This window comes from Mycobacterium sp. 3519A (assembly GCF_900240945.1).
GTDB lineage: Bacteria > Actinomycetota > Actinomycetes > Mycobacteriales > Mycobacteriaceae > Mycobacterium.
Map to the genome: position 1 here is coordinate 627,857 of NZ_OESG01000012.1, position 24,248 is coordinate 652,104.

General features: G+C 66.2%; 17 protein-coding genes. 6 read left to right on the forward strand and 11 right to left on the reverse strand.

Going from position 1 to position 24,248, the window contains the following annotated elements:
* Positions 1-11 precede the first annotated feature (11 nt).
* Positions 12-1,715: a cytochrome c oxidase subunit I gene (ctaD, locus tag C1A30_RS05275; protein WP_101947169.1), complete on the forward strand. Its 1,704-nt coding sequence runs from the start codon at positions 12-14 to the stop codon at positions 1,713-1,715.
* On the opposite strand, the gene C1A30_RS05280 is transcribed toward ctaD, so the two are convergent.
* From C1A30_RS05280 to C1A30_RS05305, 6 genes are all read right to left on the reverse strand, one after another.
* Positions 1,709-5,596: a bifunctional nitrate reductase/sulfite reductase flavoprotein subunit alpha gene (locus C1A30_RS05280; protein WP_200828164.1), complete on the reverse strand. Its 3,888-nt coding sequence runs from the start codon at positions 5,594-5,596 to the stop codon at positions 1,709-1,711. The genes ctaD and C1A30_RS05280 overlap by 7 nt on opposite strands.
* Positions 5,597-5,706: 110 nt before the next feature.
* Entirely contained in the window at positions 5,707-6,816 is a 1,110-nt protein-coding gene (gene cax / locus C1A30_RS05285; protein WP_101947170.1) for a calcium/proton exchanger, read from the reverse strand.
* A gap of 9 nt (positions 6,817-6,825) precedes the next feature.
* On the reverse strand, positions 6,826-7,218 hold the full coding sequence (locus C1A30_RS05290; RefSeq protein WP_101947171.1) for a universal stress protein: 393 nt from the start codon (positions 7,216-7,218) through the stop codon (positions 6,826-6,828).
* Positions 7,215-8,756 carry a tripartite tricarboxylate transporter permease gene (locus C1A30_RS05295; protein ID WP_101947172.1) on the reverse strand — a complete coding sequence of 514 codons (1,542 nt, stop codon included), beginning with the start codon at positions 8,754-8,756 and terminating at the stop codon, positions 7,215-7,217. The genes C1A30_RS05290 and C1A30_RS05295 overlap by 4 nt, the downstream gene beginning before the upstream one ends.
* A complete protein-coding gene (locus C1A30_RS05300; RefSeq protein WP_101947173.1) occupies positions 8,757-9,260 on the reverse strand; it encodes a tripartite tricarboxylate transporter TctB family protein in 504 nt (167 codons plus the stop codon). It abuts the gene before it with no gap.
* Entirely contained in the window at positions 9,257-10,222 is a 966-nt protein-coding gene (locus C1A30_RS05305; RefSeq protein WP_101947655.1) for a tripartite tricarboxylate transporter substrate binding protein, read from the reverse strand. Before C1A30_RS05305 ends, C1A30_RS05300 begins: the two co-directional genes overlap by 4 nt.
* Before the next feature lie 125 nt (positions 10,223-10,347).
* On the opposite strand from C1A30_RS05305, the gene C1A30_RS05310 reads away from it, so the two are divergent.
* Positions 10,348-11,967, forward strand: a complete 1,620-nt coding sequence (locus C1A30_RS05310) for a sensor histidine kinase (RefSeq protein ID WP_101947174.1) — start codon at positions 10,348-10,350, stop codon at positions 11,965-11,967.
* Entirely contained in the window at positions 11,960-12,628 is a 669-nt protein-coding gene (locus C1A30_RS05315) for a response regulator (protein WP_101947175.1), read from the forward strand. Before C1A30_RS05310 ends, C1A30_RS05315 begins: the two co-directional genes overlap by 8 nt.
* A 560-nt stretch (positions 12,629-13,188) precedes the next feature.
* Here C1A30_RS05315 and ltrA read toward each other — a convergent pair.
* Both ltrA and C1A30_RS05335 read right to left on the reverse strand, forming a co-directional pair.
* On the reverse strand, positions 13,189-14,625 hold the full coding sequence (ltrA, locus tag C1A30_RS05325; protein WP_101947656.1) for a group II intron reverse transcriptase/maturase: 1,437 nt from the start codon (positions 14,623-14,625) through the stop codon (positions 13,189-13,191).
* A 542-nt stretch (positions 14,626-15,167) separates the two neighbouring features.
* Positions 15,168-16,379 (reverse strand): HNH endonuclease signature motif containing protein, encoded by a 1,212-nt coding sequence (locus C1A30_RS05335; protein ID WP_160112695.1) that lies wholly within the window; start codon positions 16,377-16,379, stop codon positions 15,168-15,170.
* 104 nt (positions 16,380-16,483) lie between these two features.
* Between C1A30_RS05335 and C1A30_RS05340 the strand changes: the two genes are divergently transcribed.
* Positions 16,484-17,725, forward strand: a complete 1,242-nt coding sequence (locus C1A30_RS05340; RefSeq protein ID WP_200828197.1) for a DDE-type integrase/transposase/recombinase — start codon at positions 16,484-16,486, stop codon at positions 17,723-17,725.
* 115 nt (positions 17,726-17,840) lie between these two features.
* Here the strand turns inward: C1A30_RS05340 and C1A30_RS05345 are convergent, their stop codons facing one another.
* Positions 17,841-19,313 (reverse strand): phospholipase D family protein, encoded by a 1,473-nt coding sequence (locus tag C1A30_RS05345; protein WP_101947658.1) that lies wholly within the window; start codon positions 19,311-19,313, stop codon positions 17,841-17,843.
* 53 nt (positions 19,314-19,366) lie between these two features.
* Positions 19,367-20,914, reverse strand: coding sequence for a phospholipase D family protein (locus C1A30_RS05350; RefSeq protein WP_101947179.1), 1,548 nt, complete (start codon positions 20,912-20,914; stop codon positions 19,367-19,369).
* 37 nt (positions 20,915-20,951) lie between these two features.
* Between C1A30_RS05350 and C1A30_RS05355 the strand changes: the two genes are divergently transcribed.
* Positions 20,952-22,184, forward strand: a complete 1,233-nt coding sequence (locus tag C1A30_RS05355) for a serine hydrolase domain-containing protein (protein WP_101947180.1) — start codon at positions 20,952-20,954, stop codon at positions 22,182-22,184.
* A gap of 7 nt (positions 22,185-22,191) precedes the next feature.
* The gene (locus C1A30_RS05360) at positions 22,192-22,911 is read left to right on the forward strand and encodes a type 1 glutamine amidotransferase (protein WP_101947181.1); all 720 of its coding nucleotides are present in this window, start codon (positions 22,192-22,194) and stop codon (positions 22,909-22,911) included.
* On the opposite strand, the gene C1A30_RS05365 is transcribed toward C1A30_RS05360, so the two are convergent.
* Positions 22,890-24,230: a TIGR01777 family oxidoreductase gene (locus C1A30_RS05365; protein ID WP_101947182.1), complete on the reverse strand. Its 1,341-nt coding sequence runs from the start codon at positions 24,228-24,230 to the stop codon at positions 22,890-22,892. The genes C1A30_RS05360 and C1A30_RS05365 overlap by 22 nt on opposite strands.
* Positions 24,231-24,248 lie beyond the last annotated feature (18 nt).

The window sequence follows — 24,248 nt, forward strand, 5'->3', positions numbered from 1 at the left end:
GGGGGACGTACATGACGACGGAAGCACCTTCGGCTGAAACACTGGTGGCCCGTCGCCCGTTCCCGGCGCGGCTCGGCCCCAAGGGCAACCTGGTCTACAAGCTCATCACGACGACCGATCACAAGATGATCGGCATCATGTACTGCGTCGCCTGCTTCATCTTCTTCTTCATCGGCGGGCTGATGGCGCTGTTCATGCGTACCGAGCTGGCATTGCCGGGGTTGCAGTTCCTGTCCAACGAGCAGTTCAACCAGCTGTTCACCATGCACGGCACGGCGATGCTGCTGTTCTACGCGACCCCGATCGTGTTCGGGTTCGCCAACCTGGTGCTGCCGCTGCAGATCGGCGCCCCCGACGTCGCCTTCCCACGGCTGAACGCACTGAGTTTCTGGCTGTTCGTCTTCGGCGCCCTGATCGCATTGAGCGGTTTCATCACTCCCAACGGCGCGGCCGATTTCGGCTGGACGGCCTACAGCCCCCTTACGAACGCGATGCACAGCCCTGGTCCCGGAGGCGACCTGTGGATCCTCGGCCTCGGAGTCGGCGGTCTTGGCACCATTCTCGGTGGCGTCAACATGATCACCACCGTGGTCTGCATGCGCGCCCCCGGCATGACGATGTTCCGGATGCCGATCTTCACCTGGAACATCCTGGTGACCTCGATCCTGGTCCTGCTGATATTTCCATTGTTGACGGCCGCGCTGTTCGGCTTGGCCGCCGACCGTCACCTCGGTGCGCACATCTACGACCCGGCCAACGGGGGCACGATTCTCTGGCAGCACCTGTTCTGGTTCTTCGGCCATCCCGAGGTGTACGTCATTGCGTTGCCGTTCTTCGGGATCATCACCGAAGTGGTGCCGGTCTTTTCACGCAAGCCGCTATTCGGCTACACCACACTCGTCTACGCGACGTTCAGCATCGGCGCACTGTCAATGGCGGTGTGGGCCCACCACATGTTCGCCACCGGCGCGGTGCTGCTGCCGTTCTTCTCGTTCATGACGTTCTTGATCGCGGTGCCGACCGGCATCAAGTTCTTCAACTGGATCGGCACGATGTGGAAGGGCCAGTTGACGTTCGAGACACCGATGCTGTTCTCGGTCGGCTTCCTGATCACCTTCCTGCTCGGTGGTCTTTCCGGTGTGCTGCTGGCCAGCCCGCCGCTGGACTTCCACGTCACCGACTCCTACTTCGTGGTGGCGCACTTCCACTACGTGCTGTTCGGCACCATCGTGTTCGCCACCTACGCGGGCATCTACTTCTGGTTCCCGAAGATGACCGGCCGCCTGCTCGACGAGCGGCTGGGCAAGCTGCACTTCTGGCTGACCTTCATCGGCTTTCACACCACATTCCTGGTGCAGCACTGGCTCGGCGACGAAGGCATGCCGCGCCGGTATGCCGACTACCTGCCCACCGACGGGTTCACCACGCTGAACATCGTGTCGACGATCGGCGCGTTCATCCTCGGCGTTTCGACCATCCCGTTCGTGTGGAACGTGTTCAAGAGCTGGCGTTACGGCGAGCCGGTCATGGTCGACGACCCCTGGGGTTACGGCAACTCGCTGGAGTGGGCCACCAGCTGCCCGCCGCCGCGGCACAACTTCACCGAGCTGCCCCGCATCCGTTCCGAGCGTCCGGCGTTCGAACTGCACTACCCCTGGATGGTCGATCGGATGCGCGCCGAAGCGCACATCGGCCGGCCACACAGTTCTCAATAGACATCGCGCACATAGCGTTTCGACGCCACGAGTTCACGCTTGTAGTCGTGGGCGTCCTCGTCGGACATCGACCCGTGCCGCCGGATGATCGACGTCAACGCCGCGTCGACGTCCTTGGCCATCCTGTTGGCGTCTCCGCACACGTAGATGTGCGCGCCGTCGTCGAGCCAGCGCCACACGTCGGCGCCGTAGTCGAGCATCTTGTGCTGTACGTACACCCGGTCGGCCTGATCCCGCGAGAACGCCAGATCCAGCCGGTTGAGGAAACCGTCGCGGACCATGTCCTCCAAATCGTCGCGGTAGTAGAAGTTTTCGCTGCGGTGTCGGTCGCCGAAGAACAGCCAGTTGCGGCCGCTGTGGCCGAGTGCGCGGCGCTCCTGCAGGAAGCCGCGGAACGGCGCGACGCCGGTCCCCGGGCCGACCATGATCATCGGCGTCCCACCGTCTTCCGGCGGACGGAAGTGCGGCGAACGCTGCAGGAACACCGGCGCCGCCGCTGCCCGGTCGGCCAGGAACGTCGAGCACACCCCGCCGCGCTGGCCGCCGTCGACACCGCGGTATCGCACCACCGACACTGTCACCTGCACCTCGTTCGGGCTGATCAGCGGGCTCGACGAAATCGAGTAGCAACGCGGCGTCAGTCGGACGAGCACCTCCTGCCACTCGTCGGGTGCTGCGCGAACGGCGAACTCCGCAACGATGTCCAGCCCGTTGCGGTTCACCAGCCACTTCGCGAGTTTGTCGCGGTTGACTTTCGGCGCGCCGACGAACCGCAGCAGGTCGGGCGTCACCCGGCAGATGTCGTACGACATGATCAGCGCGTCGCGCAGGCTCTGCTCGTTGCCGTCCACTTCCACCGACACGTCGCCGCTCAACCCGGTGGCCGCCAGCCACGCGTCGACCGTCGCGGGATCGTTGGTTGCATACACCCCCAACGAATCGCCGACGGCATAGCTGACGTCGTATTCGGAGACGTCGAATCCGAACTGCCGCACCTCTTTTCGCGATGTCTGCGCCGTCAGCACCACGTTGCGGCTCAGCGGCGCGAGTAACGGCTTGGCGCGGGTGAACGGCTCTGCCACTTTGCCGCGCTTGACGATCGACGGTGCGCTGACGGTGCCCGTTAGCAGCGCGGCCACCTGGTCGGCCCACTTGTCCATCGGCGCATCGTCGTATGCCTCACATTCGATGCGCTCCAGCATCCGCGTCGCGCCCAGCGCCGCGAGCCTGCCGTCGATGGCCTTGGCGTGCCCGCAGAAATCGGCATACGACCGGTCCCCGATGCCCAGCACCGCGTACCGAACACCGTCCAGCGCAGGCGCGTCAGCGGAATGCAGGCGGTCCCAGAACCCGGCACCGTTGTCCGGCGGTCCACCGTCGCCGAAGGTGCTGGTGATCACCAGCACGTCCTTGGCGGCGGCCAATTCGGCCAACTCCATGTCGTCCATGTTGACCAGTTGCGAGTCGCCAAGCCGGCCGGCAAGTCGCGCGGCGAAGTCCTCGGCATTGCCGGTCTGCGACGCCCACAACACCAGCGGCCCGGCCTTGACGGGGCGCGCTTGCGACGGTGCAGGCGTGCGGGAATAGCGGCCCGCCAGCAAGCCGTCGATCCACAATCGGACGTCTCTGGCCACCGGGGCGGAAGCAGGCAGCACCGGCACGCCGCTGACACCTTCGGCGAGTCCACTGAAAAACGCCGCCAGATATATCTTTTCGTCGCCCGTCACGGCTGGCTTGGAGACGTCGAGACCCAATGGGTCCGCCTGCTTCACCCGCTTCAGACTGACCGCGCAGACCTTGAATTCGGGTTGCAGGGAGTCGGCATCGACCGCGTCGTTGGTCAGCGCGTTGATGGTCAGCTCGTCGCCGTGTTCGTCGTTCCAGTGAAACGGCACGAAGCAGTTCCCCGGTCGCACCCGGTCACTGACCACCGCGGGAAGCACCGCCCTGCCGCGACGCGTCGTGAGCTCGACAGGTTGACCTGTGACGATGTCGAGGCCTGCGGCGTCGACCGGGTGGATCTCGACGAAGGGCCCGCTGTCGAGCTTGTTGAGTTTGTCGACCTTGCCGGTCTTGGTCATGGTGTGCCACTGGTGTTGCAGCCGACCGGTGTTGAGCACCAGCGGGAAGTCGTCATCCGGCAGCTCGCGGGCCTCCATGTGCGGCCGGGTGTGAAACACCGCGCGTCCTGACGGCGTCGGGAACGTCAACACACCGCTGCTGACATACCGGATCGGGTTGCGCGCGTCGCCGTCCGGAGGGCACGGCCACTGCACCGGTGTCTGTCGCAGCCGCTGATAGCTGGCTCCGCGCAGGTCGTAGCCGGTCTGCGGATTGGCGAACCGGCGGATCTCGTCGAAGATCTCCTCGCTGGACTGGTAGGCGAAGTGCTCACCGAATCCCATGTGCGCTGCGACACCGCAGATCAACTGCCAGTCGGGCCGCGCGTGGCCAGGGGCCGGGATCGACTGCTGCAGCAGCGTGACATTGCGCTCCGAATTGACCATCACGGCGTCGGATTCGGCCCACAGCGTGGCGGGCAGCACGACGTCCGCGTAGTGGTTGGTGGCGGTGCTGCGGTACGCGTCTTGGGTGATGACCAACTCCGCCTTCTGCAGACCGGCGATCACCGTGCCTCGATTTGCAACGCTGGCAACGGGATTGGTGCAGATGATCCAGCACGCCTTGACGGTGCCGTCGGCGAGTTGGGAGAACATGTCGATGGTGCCCGGGCCGACGTCGGTGCGGATGGTGCCTGCAGGCAGCCCCCACTGGGTCTCGACGAAGGCTCGGTCGTCAGCAGAAAGAACCGACCGCTGCCCCGGAAGACCCGGCCCCATGTAGCCCATTTCGCGCCCGCCCATCGCGTTGGGCTGACCCGTTAGAGACATCGGTCCGCTGCCCGGCCGACAGATCGCGCCGGTGGCCAGATGCAGGTTGCAGATCGCGTTGGTGTTCCAGGTGCCGTGTGTGCTCTGGTTGAGTCCCATCGTCCAGCAGCTCATCCACTCCCCCGCGTCGGCGATCATTCGCGCGGCGGTACGGACGTCGCATTCGGCGAGACCGGTGATCGCGGCGACGCGGTCCGGCGGATAGTCGGCGAGAAACGCGGGCATACCGTCCCAGCCGGTGGTGTGGGCCGCGATGAAATCCGCATCGATGTCGCCGTTTTCCACCAGCAGGTGCAGTATCCCGTTGAGCAGCGCCAGGTCGGTGCCCGCCTTGATCTGCAGGTACAGATCCGCGCGTTCGGCGGTTGTGGTGCGGCGCGGGTCGACGACGATCAGCTTCGCGCCCGCCTTGAGCCGGTCGACCATCCGGAGATAGAGCACCGGGTGGCAGTCCGCCATATTCGACCCGATCACGAAAAACAAATTGGTGCAGTCGAAGTCGTCATACGAGCCGGGCGGCCCGTCGGCGCCCAACGACTGCTTGTAGCCGGTACCCGCGCTGGCCATGCACAGCCGCGAGTTCGATTCGATGTGCACGGTGCGGATGAAGCCCTTGGCCAGTTTGGTCGCCAGATACTGCGCTTCGATCGACATCTGACCGGAGACGTAGAGCGCAACCGCATCGGGGCCGTGCTCGTCGACGATCTCACGCAACCGCCTGCCCGCCTCGGCGACGGCGTCGTCGACCGGAGTCGGGACGGGTTCGTCGTCGCGGGTCGGGCGCAGCAGCGCGGACTTCAGTCGGTCATCGTCGGCGGCCATCATCTCGGCGTGGGTGGCACCCTTGGTGCACAGTCGGCCGAAGTTGGCAGGGTGCAGCTTGTCGCCGAGGATGCGGGCGATGACGGGTTTGCCGTCCTTTTCGGCGGTGTGCACCTCGATGCCGCAGCCGACGCCGCAGTACGAGCACGCCGTCCTGGTCACCGCCATGAGGCCATGGTGGGTGAGCTATGTTTCGCGTTGCTTTGCGGCGACGTTATCGCGGTGAAAACTGATCCTCACCCGGTCACAAGCGCCGCGGTGAGCGGCGTGTGCCCAGGTCAGACGAAATAGAACGTGAGCCCGACCACAGCGTAGATGGCGAGCAGCTGCAACCCCTCGTACCAGGTCGACTCGCCACGCTGGGTGACCTCGTTGGCGATGATGACCGCCAGGAAGATGGCGCCGATCTCAAAGCCGTTGAACACCAAAGCCATTGGGAACGGGCCGATGAAAAACGACGCCAGCACCAGCACCGGAGCGACGAACAGCGCGATCTGCGCCGCCGATCCCACCGCGATGTTGATCGAGATGTCCATCTTGTCGCGGGCCGCGAAGTACACCGCGACCCAGTGTTCGGCGGCGTTGCCGACGATCGCCACCACGATGACGCCGACGAAGAACGGTGACAGCCCGATCGCGTCCGACGCCTCGGTGATGGAGTGCACCAGGATTTCCGACATCCAGCCGACCGCGGCACCCGCGATGGCCAGCATCAATACGCTTCTGCGCACCGACCACGGTTCGCCGTCGTGGTCGTCGTCGCCGTGCGGGTTGAACAGGTGCGAGTGGGTCTTCAACGAGAACACCAGCCCGGCGGCGTACGACAGCAGCAGCACGATCGCGACGCCGACCGACAGCGCCTGCAGGTCGCTGGGAAACGCCACCGCCTTCGCCGTCGGGCTGGGCAGCCCACCGCCCGCGACCAGCTCGAAGATCGCGGGCATCACCAGCGCGACCGTGGCAAGCAGCAGCATCAGTGACTGCGCGGTGGCGGCGCGCAGTTCGAAGTGCTGTCGCTCCCGTTTCAGCCCGCCTGCCAGCATCGACATGCCCAGGACCAGCAGGATGTTGCCCAGGATCGAGCCGACGAGTGAGGCCTTGACCACCTCCTGCAGCCCGGCGCTGAGGGCGAACAGCGCGATGATCAGCTCGGGCGCGTTGCCGAACGTGACGTTGAGCAGGCCGCCGATCCCCGGACCCGACCGCGCGGCCAGTTCCTCGGTGGCACGGCCCATCAGCGCGGCGGTCGGAATCACGCCCAGCGCCGAGGCGAAGAACACCAGCACGGCGTCGGCGTGCGTGAACTCCAGGACGATCGCGACCGGGATCAGCGGTACGAGCAGATAGGGCCAGCCTTCGCCCGTCAGCACATACGGCTTGCCCGCCATGAACGCTGCTTACAGCTCGTCGGGTTTGACCGCCAGCACCGGTTTCGGGCACTCCAGGAGCAGCTGCTGCGAGATGCTGCCCAGCAGCAGCTTGCCGACCGGGCTGCGGTGGCGGATGCCGATCACCAGCAGTTCGGCCTCGGGGCGGTCCATCGCCTTGAGCAGCTCTTCGGCCGGATCGACCCCGACCGGCTGGTGCAGCTGGTACTCGACGCCGCAGTCGGCCAACCGCTCTTCGATGTTGTGGATCTCGCCGGACTGCGCGAAGTGGGCGTCGACGTAGGCGTTGCCTGCCGTGGAGTTGATCACGTGCAGCGTCGTCCCGCGCACCTTGGCCTCGGCGATCCCGTGCTCCAGCGCTGCGCGGCCGAACGCGTCGGCGCTGTATCCGATGACGATCATGCCTGCGCCGCCTTCTCCTTCTGGTCCGCGTCGTCCTCCACAACGAGCAGTGTTTCCTCGCTGCGGTGCATCAAACGCAGCACCAACGGGGTCAGCAGCAGGATCGCCATCAGCACGTACACGACGATCGCGACCGGCTCGGTGAACAGGCTGCTCCAATCGCCGCCGCCCAGTTGCAGGGCCTGCCGCAACTGACGTTCGATCCGCGGACCGAGGATGACGCCGATGATCAGCGGCAGCACCGGTAGGCCGAAGCGTCGCATCATCAGCCCGAGCAGGCCGAACACCAACAGCAGCGCCAGGTCGAGCGGCTGGACGTTCACCGCGAGCGCGCCGAGCGTCGCGAAGAACAGAATGCCTGCGTACAGGTATGGCCGCGGGGTGCGCAGCAGCCTGGCCCACAGCGGCGCCAGCGGCAGGTTCAGCACCAGCAGCAGGAAGTTGCCGATGAACAGGCTGGCGATCAGTGTCCAGATCAGCAGCGGCTCCTTCTGGAAAAGCGTTGGGCCGGGCTGAATTCCGTACGACACGAACGCGGTGAGCATGACGGCCGCGGTGGCGTTGGTGGGCAGGCCGAGTGACAGCATGGGCACCAATGTGCCTGCGGCGGAGGCGTTGTTGGCCGCTTCCGGCCCTGCGACGCCTTCGATCGCGCCCTTGCCGAACTCGTCTTTATGCTTCGACAGTCGCTTCTCGGTGATGTACGACAAGAACGTCGGCAGCTCGGCTCCACCGGCGGGCAGCGCGCCGAACGGGAATCCGAACGCGGTGCCGCGCAGCCACGGCTTCCACGACCGCTTGAAGTCGTCGCGGCCCATCCACGGCCTGCCGACCGGGATGACCTCGGCGGGTCGGCGACGCAGATGCGCGGCGACCCACAGCGCCTCGCCGACAGCGAAGATGGCGACGGCGATCACGACGATGTCGATGCCGTCGGACAACTGCGGAAGTCCGAACGTCGCCCGCGGTTGACCGGTGAGGAAATCGATGCCGACGACGCCGATGCCGAGGCCGAGGAACAGCGAGATCGCGCCGCGCAACTTCGACGCACCCAGCACGGCCGTCACGGCGACGAGCGCGAACAGCATGATGGCCAAATACGAAGGCGCGCCGAGGGTCACCGCGAACCTGGAGATCGGCGGCGCGAACGCAGCGAGCAGCGCGGTGCCGATGGCACCCGCGACGAAAGACCCGATGGCGGCGGTCGCGAGGGCCTGTGCGGCCCGGCCCGCTTTGGCCATCTTGTTGCCCTCGATCGCGGTGATCACCGACGACGATTCACCGGGCGTGTTCAACAGGATCGACGTGGTCGACCCGCCGTACATGCCGCCGTAGAAGATGCCTGCGAACATGATGAACGCCGCACTCGGGCTGACGTTGTACGTGACCGGCAGCAGCAGCGCGACCGTCATGGCCGGGCCGATGCCGGGTAGCACGCCGACGGCGGTGCCGAGCAGCACCCCGATGACGGCGTAGAGCAGATTGGTGGGCGTCGCGGCCTGCTCGAAGCCCTGCAGGAGCCAGTTCAGATTGTCCATCTACAGAATCCCGTCCAGAATGCCTGCGGGCAGCGGGATTCCGAGCCCGGAGTAGAACGCGTAGAAGCTGGCGACGGAGAGCACCGCGCCGATGACGATGTTCCGCACATAGTGGTGATTGCCCAGGATGGTGGCCGCGCCCGCGAACAGCAGGGTGCCGGTGATCGCCCAGCCCAGCGGGTTGACCAGCACGATGACTGCCACGAACAGCCCGACGAGCAGTCCGACAGTGCGCCAGTCGCCGGGGGTGGTGGGGTCGACGTCCTCGCCCGCGTCCGCCTCGCCCACCGAGCCGCGCGGAATGGCAACGGCCAGAACGATTGCCAGCAGAATCAGGATGCCGCCGATGCCGATCGGGAACAGCCTTGGTCCGACTGGGTCGACCTTGGCGAAGCCGGCCTCGAGGCTGAGTGCGTCGTAGATCAGGAACGCACCGACAGCGACCATCACCACACAGACGATGTATTGGGCCTTGTCAACTGTTTTCGCGGGCAGGTCGGTCATATCAGCCCCAATTCGGTGAGCGTCGACGAGACGCGGTTGTCCTGGTCCTTCAGGAACTGTTCGAACTGTGCACCGGTCACGAACGCATCGGTCCAACCGTTCTTCACCAGCGCCTCCTTCCACTGGGGTGTGCTGTGCAGGTCTTCGAGAACCTTGACCATCGCTTGTTTGGCGCCGTCGGAGATGCCCGGCGGCGCAAGAACTCCGCGCCAGTTGGCGAAGGTGAGGTTTATGCCCGACTCCTTGAGGGTGGGCGCGTCGACGCCTTCGACCCTCTTGTCACTCGACACCGCGAGCACCCGCAGTTGGCCTGCCTCGATCTGATCGATGAGTTCGCCGGGGCTGGACGTGCCGACCGTGACCTTCTTGCCGAGCAGGGCGGTCAACAGGTCGCCGCCGCCGTCGTATGTGATGAAGTTGACCGACTTGGGTTCCACCCCAACGGCTTTGGCCAGTTCCATGGGGAACAGGTGGTCTGGTCCGCCGGGTGAGGAGCCGCCGCCGATGGTCACCTTCGACGGGTCCGCCTGCCACGCCGCGACGAAGTCCTGCACCGTCTTGAACGGCGAATCGGCAGGCACGAAGATCGCGCCCGGGTCTTCGATCAGTTTGGCCAGCGCGGTGGCATCGGATGCCCGGGCCTTGGATCCGTTGGTGTAGGTGGCGCCGACGACGCCGAGCCCCATGGTCATCATGAGGTCGTCGTTGCCCTTTTCGTTCATCAGCCGCGCCATCGCGACGGTGCCGCCTGCGCCGATGACGTTGAAGACCTCGACGCGGCCGGTGATGTCGTCGTCCTCCATGATCTTCACCGCGGTGCGCGCGGTGAGGTCGTAACCGCCGCCGGGGCTGTTCGGCACCATCATCCGAAGCCGGTGCAGGCCCGGTGCCTCGCTGCCTCTGGTGACGCCGCAGGCCGACAGCACGAGTGCGGCGATCAACGCGACGATCAGGCCGGTCATCATTTGATGCCGTCGCAACATTGGTTGTCCCCAATCACTTCAGTTGTGATGCTCAGCAATACTGGACCCCACAGTGACCCACGTCACCGATGAGTACGCAAAGGAAGTATTGGTCGTTGTGAACAATGAGATCCCCGGTCCGTAGCATCCGTAGCCTGGCGGGCCAGTTCCTGGTGTTCCAGTTGCTGGTCGTCGCCATCGTGCTGGTCGCGGTCGCCGCGGTGTCGGTGGCGCAATCGACGCGCGAGTTCCGTGACGTGCGCGGTCAGCGGATGATCGCCGTCGCCGAGAACATGGCGTCGACGCCCGTCGTGCGTGACCGCTACGCCGACCCGTTCGCCGGCAAGGTGCTTGCGCCCGAGGTGGACCGCGCGGTCGCGCTTTCCGGTGCGGACCTGGCGGAGATCCTCAACCCGGATGGCACCGTGCGCGCATCGTCTGATCCCTCGCGCATCGGCCAGCGGATGGACCTGGGACCGAGTCGCGCCGACGAAGGCCGGGCGTGGTTCGGCGACGACACCATCGACAGGGTGCACAGCCTGGTCGGCCAGGTGCCGATCCTGTCCACCAACGGCGACGTGTTGGCGGTCGCGTCGGTGAGCGAGCCGTATCCGTCCATCTGGCAACTGCTCAGCGGCGCGGGCGAGCGCTTGCTGATCTATCTGGGGCTCGGCGCGGCGTTGGGCATGCTGGCGTCGTGGCTGCTGTCGCGGCGGATCAAACGGCACACACGTGGACTCGAGATCGCGGAGATCGCCGGCCTCGCCGAACATCGAGAGGCGTTGCTGCACAGCATCCGTGAGGGTGTGGTCGCGGTAAACAACGAGGGTGACATCACGCTGCTCAACGACAGCGCCCAGGAGTTGCTGGGGGTGTCGCCGTCGGCCGTGGGGCGGCGCGCCGACAGCGTGGGCCTCGAGCCCGCGATCGTGGAGTTCCTGTTGTCGGGCGAGGACGGCCGCGATGTCGTGATCGCCACCCGAACAAGGGTTTTGGCGTTGAACAGGCGAGCCGCGACCAGCCAGGGGCAGCAGATCGGCACTGTCACGACCATGCGCGACAGCACCGAACTGGCTGCGCTGCAAGGTCAGTTGTCGTCGCACAAGAGCGTGACAGACACGCTGCGGGCACAGACGCACGAATTCGCCAACCAACTGCACACCATCTCGGGGTTGGTGCAGTTGGGTGAGTACGACTCGGTGCGCGATCTGGTCGGCACGTTGACGCGGCGGCGCGCAGAGATCAGTGATGCGGTCACCCAGCGGATCGCCGACCCCGCCGTCGCCGCGTTGATGATCGCGAAGACGTCGCTGGCCGCCGAGAGCGGCGTGTCGCTGGAGATCGCGCCCGATTCCCATCTCGCGGCGCTGGATCCGGCGCTCGCCACGGACGTGATCACGTTGTTGGGCAACCTGATCGACAACGCGGTCGACGTTTCGGTCGGAGCGAATCCGGCCAAAGTCACCGTCGCCATCCAAGACCACGACGGGCTGACCATCACGGCGGCGGACTCCGGAACCGGTGTGCCGGAACATCTCCGCGAGGAGATCTTCGCCAGAGGGGTGACCTCCAAACCCGACGTCCCCGGCGGCCGGGGCATCGGGTTGGCGTTGGTCCGTTTGGTCAGCGCGCAGCACGGCGGGACGGTGGAGGTCAGCGACGGGCCTGCCGGTGGCGCGTTGTTCGTGGTGCGGCTACCGGTCTCTATAGCCGCGGTGGCGACGGAGGGGGCCGCGCATGCGTGACGTACTGGTGGTCGACGACGATTTCATGGTCGCCGAAATCCATCGCCGGTTCGTCGAACAGGTCGGCGGCTTCCGCGCGGTGGGTGTGGCCCGCACCGGCGCAGAGGCGCTCTCCGCGGCACGCGAGTTGAACCCGCAGTTGATCCTGCTCGACGTGTACCTGCCCGATATGACCGGCCTGGAAGTGTTGCAGCGGTTGCGATCCGAGGGCGACCGGGTGGGCGTCATCATGATCACCGCGGCCCGCGAACTGGACACCGTCAAGGGTGCGCTGGACGGCGGGGCAGCGGACTTCTTGATCAAACCGTTCGAATTTCCGCAATTGAAGGCCAAACTGGAGGCATTCGCGGCCCGCGCGGATGCGCTGGAGTCGGCGGGCGGTGTCGACCAGTCGTTGATCGACACGCTGTTCGGCGGACCGCCCGCCGCTACACCGCAGGAGGTGCTGCCCAAGGGGCTCGGCGCCGAGACGGGTCGGCTGGTACTGGATGCGGTCCGCGACGCCGGCGAGGTGTCTGCCGCCGAATGCGCTGAGCTGGTGGGGATTTCGCGGGTCAGCGCGCGCCGGTACCTCGAGCATTATCTCAGTACCGGCGCGCTGGAATTGCGGCTGCAATACGGCGTCGGCCGACCCGAACGGCGTTATCGTTCGACGCGTTAGAAGGGTGGGTCGTCGTTGTTGGTGGTGGGTGTGGGTGGTGGTGGTTTCCAGTCGGGTGGGAGTTCTTCGGGTTCGAAGGGTTCGTTGAGCCAGGTGCACCAGGGGCTGGTGCTGTGTTGTTCGCCTTTGAACAGGATCAGGTAGCGTCGGGATTGGTTGCGCCACTTGCGGAGTTCGATCTCGCGGCGGATGGCGTAGTTGACCCGGCGGTTCTCGGCGTTGACCGGTCGTTGGGCGCGCAGGTGGGCGCGGGCGCGGTTGATCCGCGCGGCGAGGTCTTTGGCTCTGCTGCGTTTACCTCCGGTGGGTGCTCGGCAGGCTTGGCGTAGTTGGGGAAACAGGTCATAGCCCAGTGGGCTGGTGGTGTAGGTGCGTCCGGTCGGTGAGGTCCACTCGATGCGGCCGTCGGGTAACTGTTTATCGCGCCACCCGCCCGGCCCGCCGTGGAAGGTGTAGGCGTCGACCCCGGGCGTAGTGTCCCGGATTTCTCAGGGGCTATTTCCCGGGGCCGCGCCCCCGAACCGGACGTGCGACTTTCACCGCATCCGGCTCTCCATAGATCACGCAGGGACGGCTGATGGATTCCAGGGAGTGGGGATCTTGTTGCCGCGGTAGCGATAACGCTGGATGCGCATCGAGGCCGGGTTGTAGAGCTGCACTCCGGCGTATTCCGGTTTTCGATCCACGTGGTATCGACGGAAGAGCTCGCGCCTGCGGGTGCGCGGATGTTTGTCGCGCATCCATCCCCAGACCCGCCACCACAGGTAGTGCCCGATGTCGTGGTAGGCGGCGCTAGAACTGCCGTGCCGGAAATACTGGGCCCATCCCCGCACCGTCCGGTTGAGCCGGTGAAACAAGACTGCCGGGGAGTGGTAGGTGCTACTGCGTGTGGTCATGGCCTTGATCCGGCGACGAATCGATGCCATCGATTTGGTCGACGGATAGCTGTAGACATATGACCGGTGGCTGCCTTTCTGGGGGTGTCGCTGGATGTGAAACCCCAGAAAGTCGAACCCCTCGTCGATGGACACGACATGCGTTTTCTCCGGGGCTAACCGCAGCCCCAGTGATGCCAGCACGTCGGCCACCTCGCCCTGGATGTGCACCGCATGTTCGCGGGTGCCGAACACCATGACCACGAAGTCGTCGGCGTACCGGACCAGCCGGTAGGTCGCTCCTCCGCGGTGGCGATGCCGCCTGCGGGCGGTGTCGTTGGTGCGGGCCTTCCATGTGACCTCGAAGTGGTCATCGAGAACCGACAAGGCGATATTGGCCAGTAACGGCGAAAGGATGCCGCCCTGGGGAGTACCGGCGACGCTGTCGCGAACGAAGGACGCTTCTTCGAGCACACCGGCTTTCAGAAACGCCTTGACCAACCCCAGCACGCGTTTGTCGGTGATACGGCCACGAACCCGGCCCGTCAGGGCGGTGTGATCGATCTCGTCGAAACACGAGGCGATATCGGCCTCCAGCACCCACGTGTAGCCGTGGTGGGCGTTGAAGCGGATCGCCTCGATTGCGTCCTGGGCGCGTCGCCCGGGCCGAAACCCATAACTGGCCGCCGAAAAATCGGCCTCAAAGATCGGTTCCAGCACCAATTTCAGCGAGGCCTGCACGACACGATCCGCGATAGTCGCGATGCCCAGCTTGCGGACCTTGCCGCCAGTCTTGGGAATCTCGACCCGCCGCACCGGAACTGGAGTGAAAGTACGGGCCTTCAACTGCCCCCGCAGATCCTCCAGAAACCCTTGCGCACCGTCGGCGGAGGCTTCGATCGAGCGCACCGTCGCCCGATCAATTCCCGCCGTTTTGGCCCCGCGATTCTCCCGGACCCGTTCCCACGCCGTAACGAGGAAACACGGGTCGGCCACGAGGTTGAACACATCATCAAACCGACGACCACCCTCGGCGGCCGCCCAACGATGCAACTTGGTCTGCATCCTCAGTACCTGCTGGGCCGCCGCGAACGGACGCTCCAACGCGGCACCGATATTCACCGGCGCATCTTCTGACATTGCACTCCCAACATTGCTGATCTACTGCCGCCCTTCCCCATGTGACCGGCTTTCCCGGCCTCGGAGTACTACGACGGCTCCGCCCCGCTACACGCCATCAGTGGGCAATGACACCTACCCGCCGCACTCCTGGCTGAAATGCGGGAAGGGCAGCCGCGCAGCGGTTCCCGTGTTCACATGCATTCCGATCGACGAGGGAGGCACCCAGCTATACCCCGGTGACCCCGACGACTACTTCGCAGCTGATTTCATCGTCGGCCAGCGTCCACCCCTGGCCGGGATGGCCGCCGGACGTTCGGACACCAAAAGTCACCGAACGTGCATCACGCACCGACCCACATCCGCCAGATTCGGGGTCGGTTCCACCTAACGAGGCCTCCAACACTGGTTCCTCGCGTATGCCTTCTCGTCTTGCTCGCCGCGCGCACAGTCCATCTGGCAGTACTGGACCGCCGCGGCTTTGTCAGGGCCGCTTGCCACCAAACCCGCCCATTCCCAGCAGATCCGGCTGCCCTCAGCTTCACTCAGATCACTGCGACAACCCGAGGATCGGGGTCTCTCACCCCCATTCGGAACACACGCGCCTCACGGCGCACCTTCAGCCGGTGATGCTCGCGGCATTCACAACTGAGATCCTCGGCCACGGTCAACCCGCCCGCGGCGGGGTTGGCGTGGTTGAACGGCTGGGTGTGGTCGAGGTCGCAGATCCAGGCTTTACGGTCACAGCCGGGAAACCGACACGTCAAATCCCGACACCGGATCCAGTTCTCCAACCCCGCCGAGGGCTGATAGCGGTGCGCCTGCTCCTCAGAGACGTCCGGGCACTCCACCGGGCGGATGATGGCGTGCTCGGCCAACTCACGCACCAACTCGGCGTCGATGACCCCGTAGCCCTCCAGATAGCCGGGCTGCTGGCCCTCGCCGGCCACGGTGGCCTCGGTGGCGATCACGTTGATCACCACGCTCGCCGGACTCGCCGGCCGGTCGGGGTCGGGATTCGGTGTGGCGGGGCAGTCGGGTCGCCCGCAGGCACAGCTCAGCTCGCGGCGCTCGGCCAGCGCCCACAACGCATCGGTGCGCCGCTGATCCATGGTGCGTGGATCCTTGCCGCACACCGATGTGGCCATCGCCGCCAACTGTTTGTCGACGATCGCGGCCACCGGCGCGGGCAGCGTGGCGCGCAACTGGGCCATCCCATCCGGGCCGGGCCTGAGGTGGATGTGGCGTTCATTGTGGGCGCGCACCCGACGCTCCTTGGCCGCTGCCGGGTCGATCTGGCGCACCGCGGCGTCCACGGCGTTGATGATGCGCTGGCGCGACCAGCACAACCACGACCCGATCCGCTCAGCCAGCAAGGTGTCCAGCGCGGCCATCGACACGGCGTCCTCGACCAGTTCGGTGCGTTTGATGACCTGCTCCACGGCGCGCCAATCCGTGCCCCCGGCCGCCAGCAGTGCGGCCACCTGCGGCAGCCGGGTGTCCAGTGCCTCGGCCTGGGCCACCAGATGCTGCGCACCGCGCGCGGTCATGTTCATCGCCGCCGACACCTCGGCGGTGGTACGGGCGAACCCGGTGATCATCGACCACCCCGGATCCGGATCCGCAGCCTCGGCCTCGCCGGTGCGCAGCGCCAACAGTGCTGCGATCGCCGCACACCGGCGGGCCATCAACACCGACTCGTCCCGCACAGTGTCCTCGATCGCGGCGACCAAACCCCCCGCCGACCTATCGAACATAGGTTCGACACTGCCAGGCCACCCCGACCCGCGTTGACTCTCCAGATATGCGCGCGAAAAGGTGATTCGTTGCCTCATCGAAAATGCGCGCGTACGCCCAGTGGATGGGGTTGACATTGGCGCAGCGCAGAGCAATCACCGAGACGATCGCGACCCGCTACCAGCTGGCGAGTAAGCGCGGCAAGAGTCGCATTCTCGACGAGTTATGCGCCAACACCGGGTGGCACCGAAACCACGCCCGCAAGGCGCTCGCAGCGGCGCTGCAACCCAAGGTGTTGACCCCACGCAGTCCCCGGCCAGTGAAGTACGGTCCCGATGTCATCGCCGCGCTGACGATCTGCTGGACAGTGCTCAGAATGCCCGCCGGCAAACGGCTCGCCCCGATGTTGGGTGAGCTGGTGGCAGTGCTGCGTTATTTCGGACAACTGAACATCGACGACGACACCGCAGTGCTGCTGGCGTCGATGTCGGCGGCCACCATCGATCGCCGCCTGGCCAGTGAGCGAGCCAAACATCGGCTCAAAGGACGCGCAGGGACAAAACCGGGATCACTGATCAAAAGCCAAATCCCGGTGCGCACTTGGGCGGACTGGGACGACTCCCAGCCAGGCTTCGTCGAGATCGACCTGGTCTGGCACGACGGTGGGGGCAGCCGAGCTGCCAACCATGCATATACGTTGACGGTCACCGACATCGCCACCGGCTGGATCGAGAATCGCTCCGTACCCGACAGGACCGCCAAATGCGTTCTGGTCGCACTCAATGACATCGCCCGCAGAATGCCGTTCCCACTGCTGGGCGTGGACTCCGACAACGGGTCGGAGTTCATCAACGAACACCTACTCCAATGGTGCCAAGGCCGCCAAATCACCTTCACCCGGGCACGGCCGGGCAATAAGAACGACGGCTGTCACGTCGAGCAGAAGAACTGGGCGGTCGTACGCACAGTTGTCGGCTACCACCGCTACGACACCGCTGCAGAACTGTTGTTACTCAACGAGATCTGGCAGTTGCACTCCAAGCTAGCCAACTACTTCTACCCTCAGCAGAAGCTGATCTACAAGATCCGCCACGGCGCCAAGGTGTCCAAGAAACACGACACCGCCACCACCCCATTTCATCGCGCAATCGATCACCCAACCATGACCGTTGACCGCATCGTGGCGATGACCCGGACCTACTCCCTCATCAACCCAGCCGCGACCCAACGCCAGATTCAAGCCCTGACCGCCCAACTCACCGCCCTCGCCACCAGCAAAGCCCAACCCACAGCCCACCGACCAACCAACAAGCGCGCACAATTACGTGAGGCAACGAATCCCCCCTACGCGCGCATATTGACATGAGGCAACAGGCGACCCGCGCACAAAGTTATCCACAACCCGGTTGCCTCATCAGAAATGCGCGCACACGCCCAATGGAACGGTTTGACCTCCGACGCGTCGGGCCAGCGCCCCAGAATCACAGCCGGCGTCTGAGCCGGTCCCGGTACGACCGGCCGTCCGGGTCGTAGAACATCCGATAGGCGGGATCGGCCCACAGCCTTGTCAGCAGTCCGAGTCGCTCGGCCTTGTGTGGTCGCAGCCGCCCCGGCGGACGCCGTCCCGCGCACCCGGACGCATACCAGCCCTCCAACGCCTCGGCGGCGGCCACCATCTCCCGCACGGCCGCTTCGGGATCGGCCAGTCCGTCGTCGTCGTCGCGATCGAGGTGTTCCCGCATCAACCGCAGTCGAAGGTCGCGTGCGAACTCGCCGTTCTCGTCGAGCACCGCGCAGGACAATTCGCTGTCATGCGTCCACGACCGACGGTTGAAGTTGTCGCTCCCGACACTTGCCCAGGTGTCGTCGATGACGCAGACCTTCGCATGCACGTAAACCGGTGTGCCCTGATGGTTTTCGACGTCGAAGATGTGCACCCGCTCTGGGCTGGCCTCCTTGCACGCATCGATCGCCTGACGACGGCCAACCATGTTGGGCGGCAACGCAAGTGCCCCATCCACGTCGGGATACCGCGGCACCACCGCGACCAGATGCAACTCCGGATTCTCCTCCAACGCGCGTGCGAACAACCGCGCCACCCGCTTCGACCACAGGTACTGATCCTCGAGGTAGATCAACCTCCTGGCCCGACGCACCGCCTTGCTGTAGCCGCGCGCCACGCTGCGCTCGCCGTGGGGCGCGAAGTCGTATTCGAAGTGTGCGTCGGGATATGTGCGCAGCACCTGCACGGCGTGCGACCCGCACACCGGCGGATCCGGCGGTTGCTCCGGCAACTCCCCCGGCTTGAGGTCCGCACCGCGGAGCTTGTCCTCGATCCACGCGATCGGTGACAAAGTATCCAGCGGCGCCGGGTCGTTCCACCGCTCCCGGAACGTGTGATCGAGCGCGCCGACGACGGGCCCCCGAAGTTCCAACTGGACGTCGTGCCACGGTGGACGGTCGCCGTAGCGCTTCGACATCTGCACCGCCTGCGGGTCACCCCGATGCGACGCGTCGTCGCGGCGCGAGTGGCACAGATCGATGCCGCCCGCGAAGGCCACGTCCCGCGCAGGCTCTGCCGGATGGCGCAGCACCACCAGCTTCTGATGATGCGAGCCACCGAACCGCACCCGCTGATCGAGCAGCACCTCACCGCCTGCCTCTTCGATCGCCTCGCCGAGGTGCTCGTTCTCCTCTTCGCTGTCCTGGCACTTGTCCAGATGCGACCGCCACACCAAACCCTTCACGACGACGCCTCTTTCGGCCGCACGCCAGAACAGGTCGCGGATGGTCGGCCCCTCGTCGCGCAGCTTCTCGTCGGGGTCACCGCGCCAGTCCGTGAAGAACAGATGGTCTCCCGCGCCGAGCGCATCCACCTCGTCCACGAGGCGGTCGAAGTACGTCGCACCGTGGATCAGCGGTTCGGCCCGATTGCCTGCACACCAGGCCGGCATCGTCGAAGCGGGATTGCCGCGTTCGGATTCGGTGAGGAACCAGTCGGCGAGGTTCACGGCCGCCACCCCAGCAGCCGATCGCGATACGACCGCCCGTCGGGGTCGTAGATCAGCCGATACGCGGGTTCCGCCCACAGCCGGGTCAGCGCGTCGACGCGGTCGATCGGGTGGGGACGCAGCCGACCGGGCGGCCGCCGGCCCCGGCGGCCCGATGCATGCCATGCTTCCAACCTCTCTGCCGCGGAACGGATCTCGTCGACGGCCGTGCCGGGGTCGGCCAGTCCGCCGTCCTCACTACCGTCGTCGGCCCTGTCGAGGTGCTCGCGCAACAACTGCAACCGCAGATCGCGTGCGAACACGTCGTCGGCGTCCAGCACCGCGCAGGACAGTTCGCTGTCATGCGTCCACGACCGTCGGTTGAAGTTGTCACTGCCCACACACGCCCAAGTGTCGTCGATGACGCAGACCTTCGAGTGCACGTAAACCGGTGTGCCCTCGTGGTTTTCCACGTCGAACACGTGTACCCGATCCGGCGCCGCGCGTCGGCAGGCGTCCACCGCCAACTGGCGCCCCACCACCGTCGGGGGATGACCGAACCCGCCCTCGAGATCGAAATACCGTGGCACGACGGCCACCAACTGCAACTCCGGATTCGCCGTCAACGCACCGGCGAGCAGCTTCGCCACCTCCTCCGACCACAGGTACTGGTCTTCGAGGTAGATCAGCCGCCGGGCGCGCCGCACCGCCTTGGTATAGCCGCGGGCGATGCTGCGTTCCCCGTTCTTGGCGAACTCGTACTTGATCAGCGCATCGCCGTACGTCCGCAACACCTGCACGGCATGCCGACCGCACGGCGGCGGGTCGGGCGGCGGCTCCGGCAACGCGCGCCTGCCGGCGTCGGCGTCGAGAAACCGGCCCCGCAGCCACTCCAGCGGATTGAAGACGTTCAGCGGTGCTCTGGCCGTCCACCGCTCGCGGAAGGTGGCATCCAGCGCGGCCACCGCCGGACCGTGCACCTGCAACTGGACGTCGTGCCACGGAGGCCGCGGGCCGTAATGGTGCGACATCTGCACCGGCTGCGGATCACCGCGGTGCGCCGCGTCGTCGCGCCGCGAATGGCACAGGTCGATCCCGCCAATGAACGCGGTGTCGCGGTGCGGTTCGTCGAGATGGCGAAGCACCACGAGGCGCTGATGGTGTGAACCGCCGAGCAACACCCGCTGGTCCAGCAGCACCTCGCCGCCCGCGCGTTCGATCGATTCGGCGAGATGGCGGTTCTGCTCCTCGTTGAACTGCAGCTTGTTGGGGTAGGACCGCCACATCAGGCCTCTGACGAGGACCCCGCGCTCGGCGGCCGCACGGAACAGTTGCGCGACGGTCGGGCCGGCCTCCCGCAGCCGCTGATCGGCGTCTCCGCGCCAGTCGCTGAAAAACAGGTGATCACCGGGTCCGAGCGCCTCCACCTCGTCCACGAGGCGGTCGAAGTACGTCGCCCCGTGGACGAGCGCCTCGGCCTCGTTGCCGTCGCTCCACGCCGGCAGGCGCCAACTCGGATTCCCGCGCTCCGCGGACGTGAGGAACCATTCCGCAAGGACAGACACGCCCTGGGATGCCCGCTGGTGCGTTAACTTACGCACTATGGCCGCGGTACGGCGCCTGCTCGCCAGCACGTGCGCTCTCGTCATGCTCGGCGGCTGTGCTCCCGGCGCGCTGCCCAGCCAGACCCCCACCTCGACCACCGACACCGCCAAGGCCGACGCCGTGATGCGGATCGTCCGCGACACCATGGCGCAGGCGCATCTGCGGGCCGCCATCGTCCGGGTGACCATCGACGGCAAGGAACTGGTCACCCAGGCCGTCGGCGAATCGATGACCGGTGTGCCCGCGACCCCTGCAATGCATTTCCGCAACGGCGCCGTGGCGATCTCGTATGTGGCCACCCTGCTGCTGAAACTCGTCGACGAGAAGAAGGTCAGCCTCGACGACAAGCTGTCGAAGTGGCTGCCGCACATACCGCATGCCGACCGGGTCACGCTCGGCCAACTCGCCCAGATGACGTCCGGCTACGTCGACTACGTCATCGGCAACACCGCGATGAACGACGCGCTGTACGCAAACCCGTTCCGGCGCTGGACCGTTCCCGACATGCTCAGCTACGCCGTCAACAAGCCGCTGCTCTATCCGCCAGGCACGAACTGGAACTATTCGCACACCAACTACGTGCTGCTTGGCATGGCGCTCGAGAAGGCCACCGGCGAAGAGATGTCGAAGCTGTTGTCCGACAAGGTGCTTCGCCCCCTCGGCCTGACGAATACCGCGGCCTCCCTCACCCCCGAGATCCCCCCACCGGTACTGCACGCGTTCACCTCGGAACGCCGGGCCTTCCTCGAGATCCCGTCGGGCACCGACTTCTACGAGGAGTCGACGTTCTGGGACCCGTCGTGGACGATCACCCACGGTGCGGTGCAGACGACAAATATCTACGACCTGGAGGCCACCGCGGCGGGCATCGGTTCGGGTCGCCTGCTCACCGCCGACTCCTACCAGAAGATGGTGTCCACCGACCTTCGCGGCAGGACGCACAAACAACCCGGCTGCACCACCTGCGACGCGATGACCGACGGCTACACCTACGGCCTCGGAATCGTGATCTCGGGCAACTGGCTGGTGCAGAACCCGATGTTCGGTGGCTACGCCGCGGTCGAGGCCTACTTACCTGCACAGAAGATCGCAATCGCCGCCGCCGTCACCTTCAGCCCCGAGGCGTTCGACGACCAGGGCAATTACCGCAACGAGGCCGATCCGCTGTTCCGCAAGATCGCCGCCGAACTCGCCCCCGACGATGCGCCACCCATGCCACCGCCGAAATAATGTCGGAGTGACGTCCAAGGTTCTGTTTCTGCGCAACGAGCACCTCGCGACCGAGGGCCTGCTCGGCGAAGCCTTCGCCGACAGCGGCTTCGACGTCGACAGCTTCGAGGTGGTGCCCGCCGAGCGCGTCGACAGCCCCGCCTGCGACGTCACCTTCCCTGACCCAAGCGGCTACGACGTGATCGTCCCCCTCGGCGCCCGCTGGCCCGTCTACGACGACGCGCTGCGCCGCACCTGGGTGGGCGCCGAAACACGACTCATCCGTGAGGCCGTCGACGCCGGAGTCGCCGTGCTCGGTGTCTGCTTCGGCGGTCAACTCCTGGCCCAGGCATTCGGCGGGTCGGTGAGCCGGGCACCCGCAGCCGAGATCGGCTGGTACGACATCGAAACCGACGACACCGACCTGATACCGAGGGGGCCGTGGTTCCAGTGGCACTTCGACCGCTGGACGCTGCCGCCCGGCGCCACCGAGATCGCCAGGACTGCCGACTCGTCACAGGCGTTCGTGCTCGGCCGCTGCCTCGCGCTGCAATTCCACCCCGAGATCGACCGCGAACTGCTCGACACGTGGCTGGCCGACGACCGGGACGGCGAAGTCGTCGGTGCCGGTCTGCGTCACGACGAATTGCTCGCCCGCACAAGTGAATTCGCTGACGGTAAGCGGGTGCGCGCCCTCGTCGACGGGTTTCTGGCGCACGTCGCGCGTCAGCCGCGCCCGAGTTCGTGACCGAGCGCGTCGGTGAGTTTGGACCGCCGGAAGCGGTGCCCCAGCGACTGCAACTTCGCGGGTAGCACCCGCTGGTTGGCCGCCGCGAGTTCGCGCACGCCCTGCTCCCCCAACAGCAGCTTGGGCCCCAGTGGCGGCACCGGCAGCACCGCGGGCCGGTGCAGCACCGCCGCCAGCGCCTTGGTGTAGTCGGCATTGCGCACCGGATCCGGTGCCACCGCGTTGACCGGTCCGCTCAGCCGCGCGTCGTACAGCGCCCGGTGATACACGTCGAGCAGGTCGTCCAACCCGATCCACGACAACCACTGCTCGCCACTACCGAGGCGCCCGCCCAACCCCGCCGCGAACAGCGGTCGCATCAACTTCAGCGTGCCGCCGCGGGCGGACTGCACGATCCCCGTGCGCACGGTCACCACCCGCAGGCCCGCCTCTGCGGCAGGCGCCGTCGCCTCTTCCCAGTCGGCCACCACGTCGGCCAGGAAGCCGTCGCCGCGCGCGCTGTCCTCCCCCAGCAGCGCATCGCCTCGATCGAATCCGTAGTAGCCGATCGCCGAGGCGCTGACGAACGTGGTGGGTCCGTCGTCTGACAGAGCCGCGGCGTCGGCAAGCCTGCGGGTCGGCTCGATGCGGCTGTCCCGGATCGCAGCCTTGTGCCGATCGGTGAAACGGCCCGCTATCGAGGCACCGGCCAGATGCACGACCGCGTCAACGCCCGACAGCAGATTCGGCGCCGGACAGCTCGGATCCCATTGGCGCTCAAGGCTATTGGCGGCCCTCCGACGCACCAGGCGGATGACGCGATGCCCACCTGTGGACAGGAACGCCGCCAACGCCTCGCCGACCAAACCGGAAGCCCCCGAGATCGCCACCACCATCGGCGGCGCCGCCGCGGCGCGGTGTGCGGCCAGATCCTCGGCCAACTGCCGATGCCGGTAGACGAATGTCGAGCGCAACGCGGCCCCGGGCACGGTGGTGTCGACGCGGTCGCGGACCTTCGTGCCCCCCGCGTGCGCGCTGAACTCATGCGTGTGCCGCCACCGGCCGACGATGCGCGCGGGCCACGACGCAAGGCCCTGCGACGACAACTCGTCGACGAAACAATGCGGCGGATCGAATCCCGCCGGATCGTGCTGGGCCACCCACCGCAGCCCACCCGGCAGGCCAAGCACGGCCCGCCCGTCGGCCAGCGACGGCGTCTCCGCCACGACGGTCATCGGTTGCCACGGCGGCACCAGCCGCCTCATCGCGCCGGGCCGGGTGTGCCAGGCGAACACCTCGTCGAGCGGATGGTCGACGACGCTTTCGTATTCGATGCCCACATCTATGGGTACCCCTGG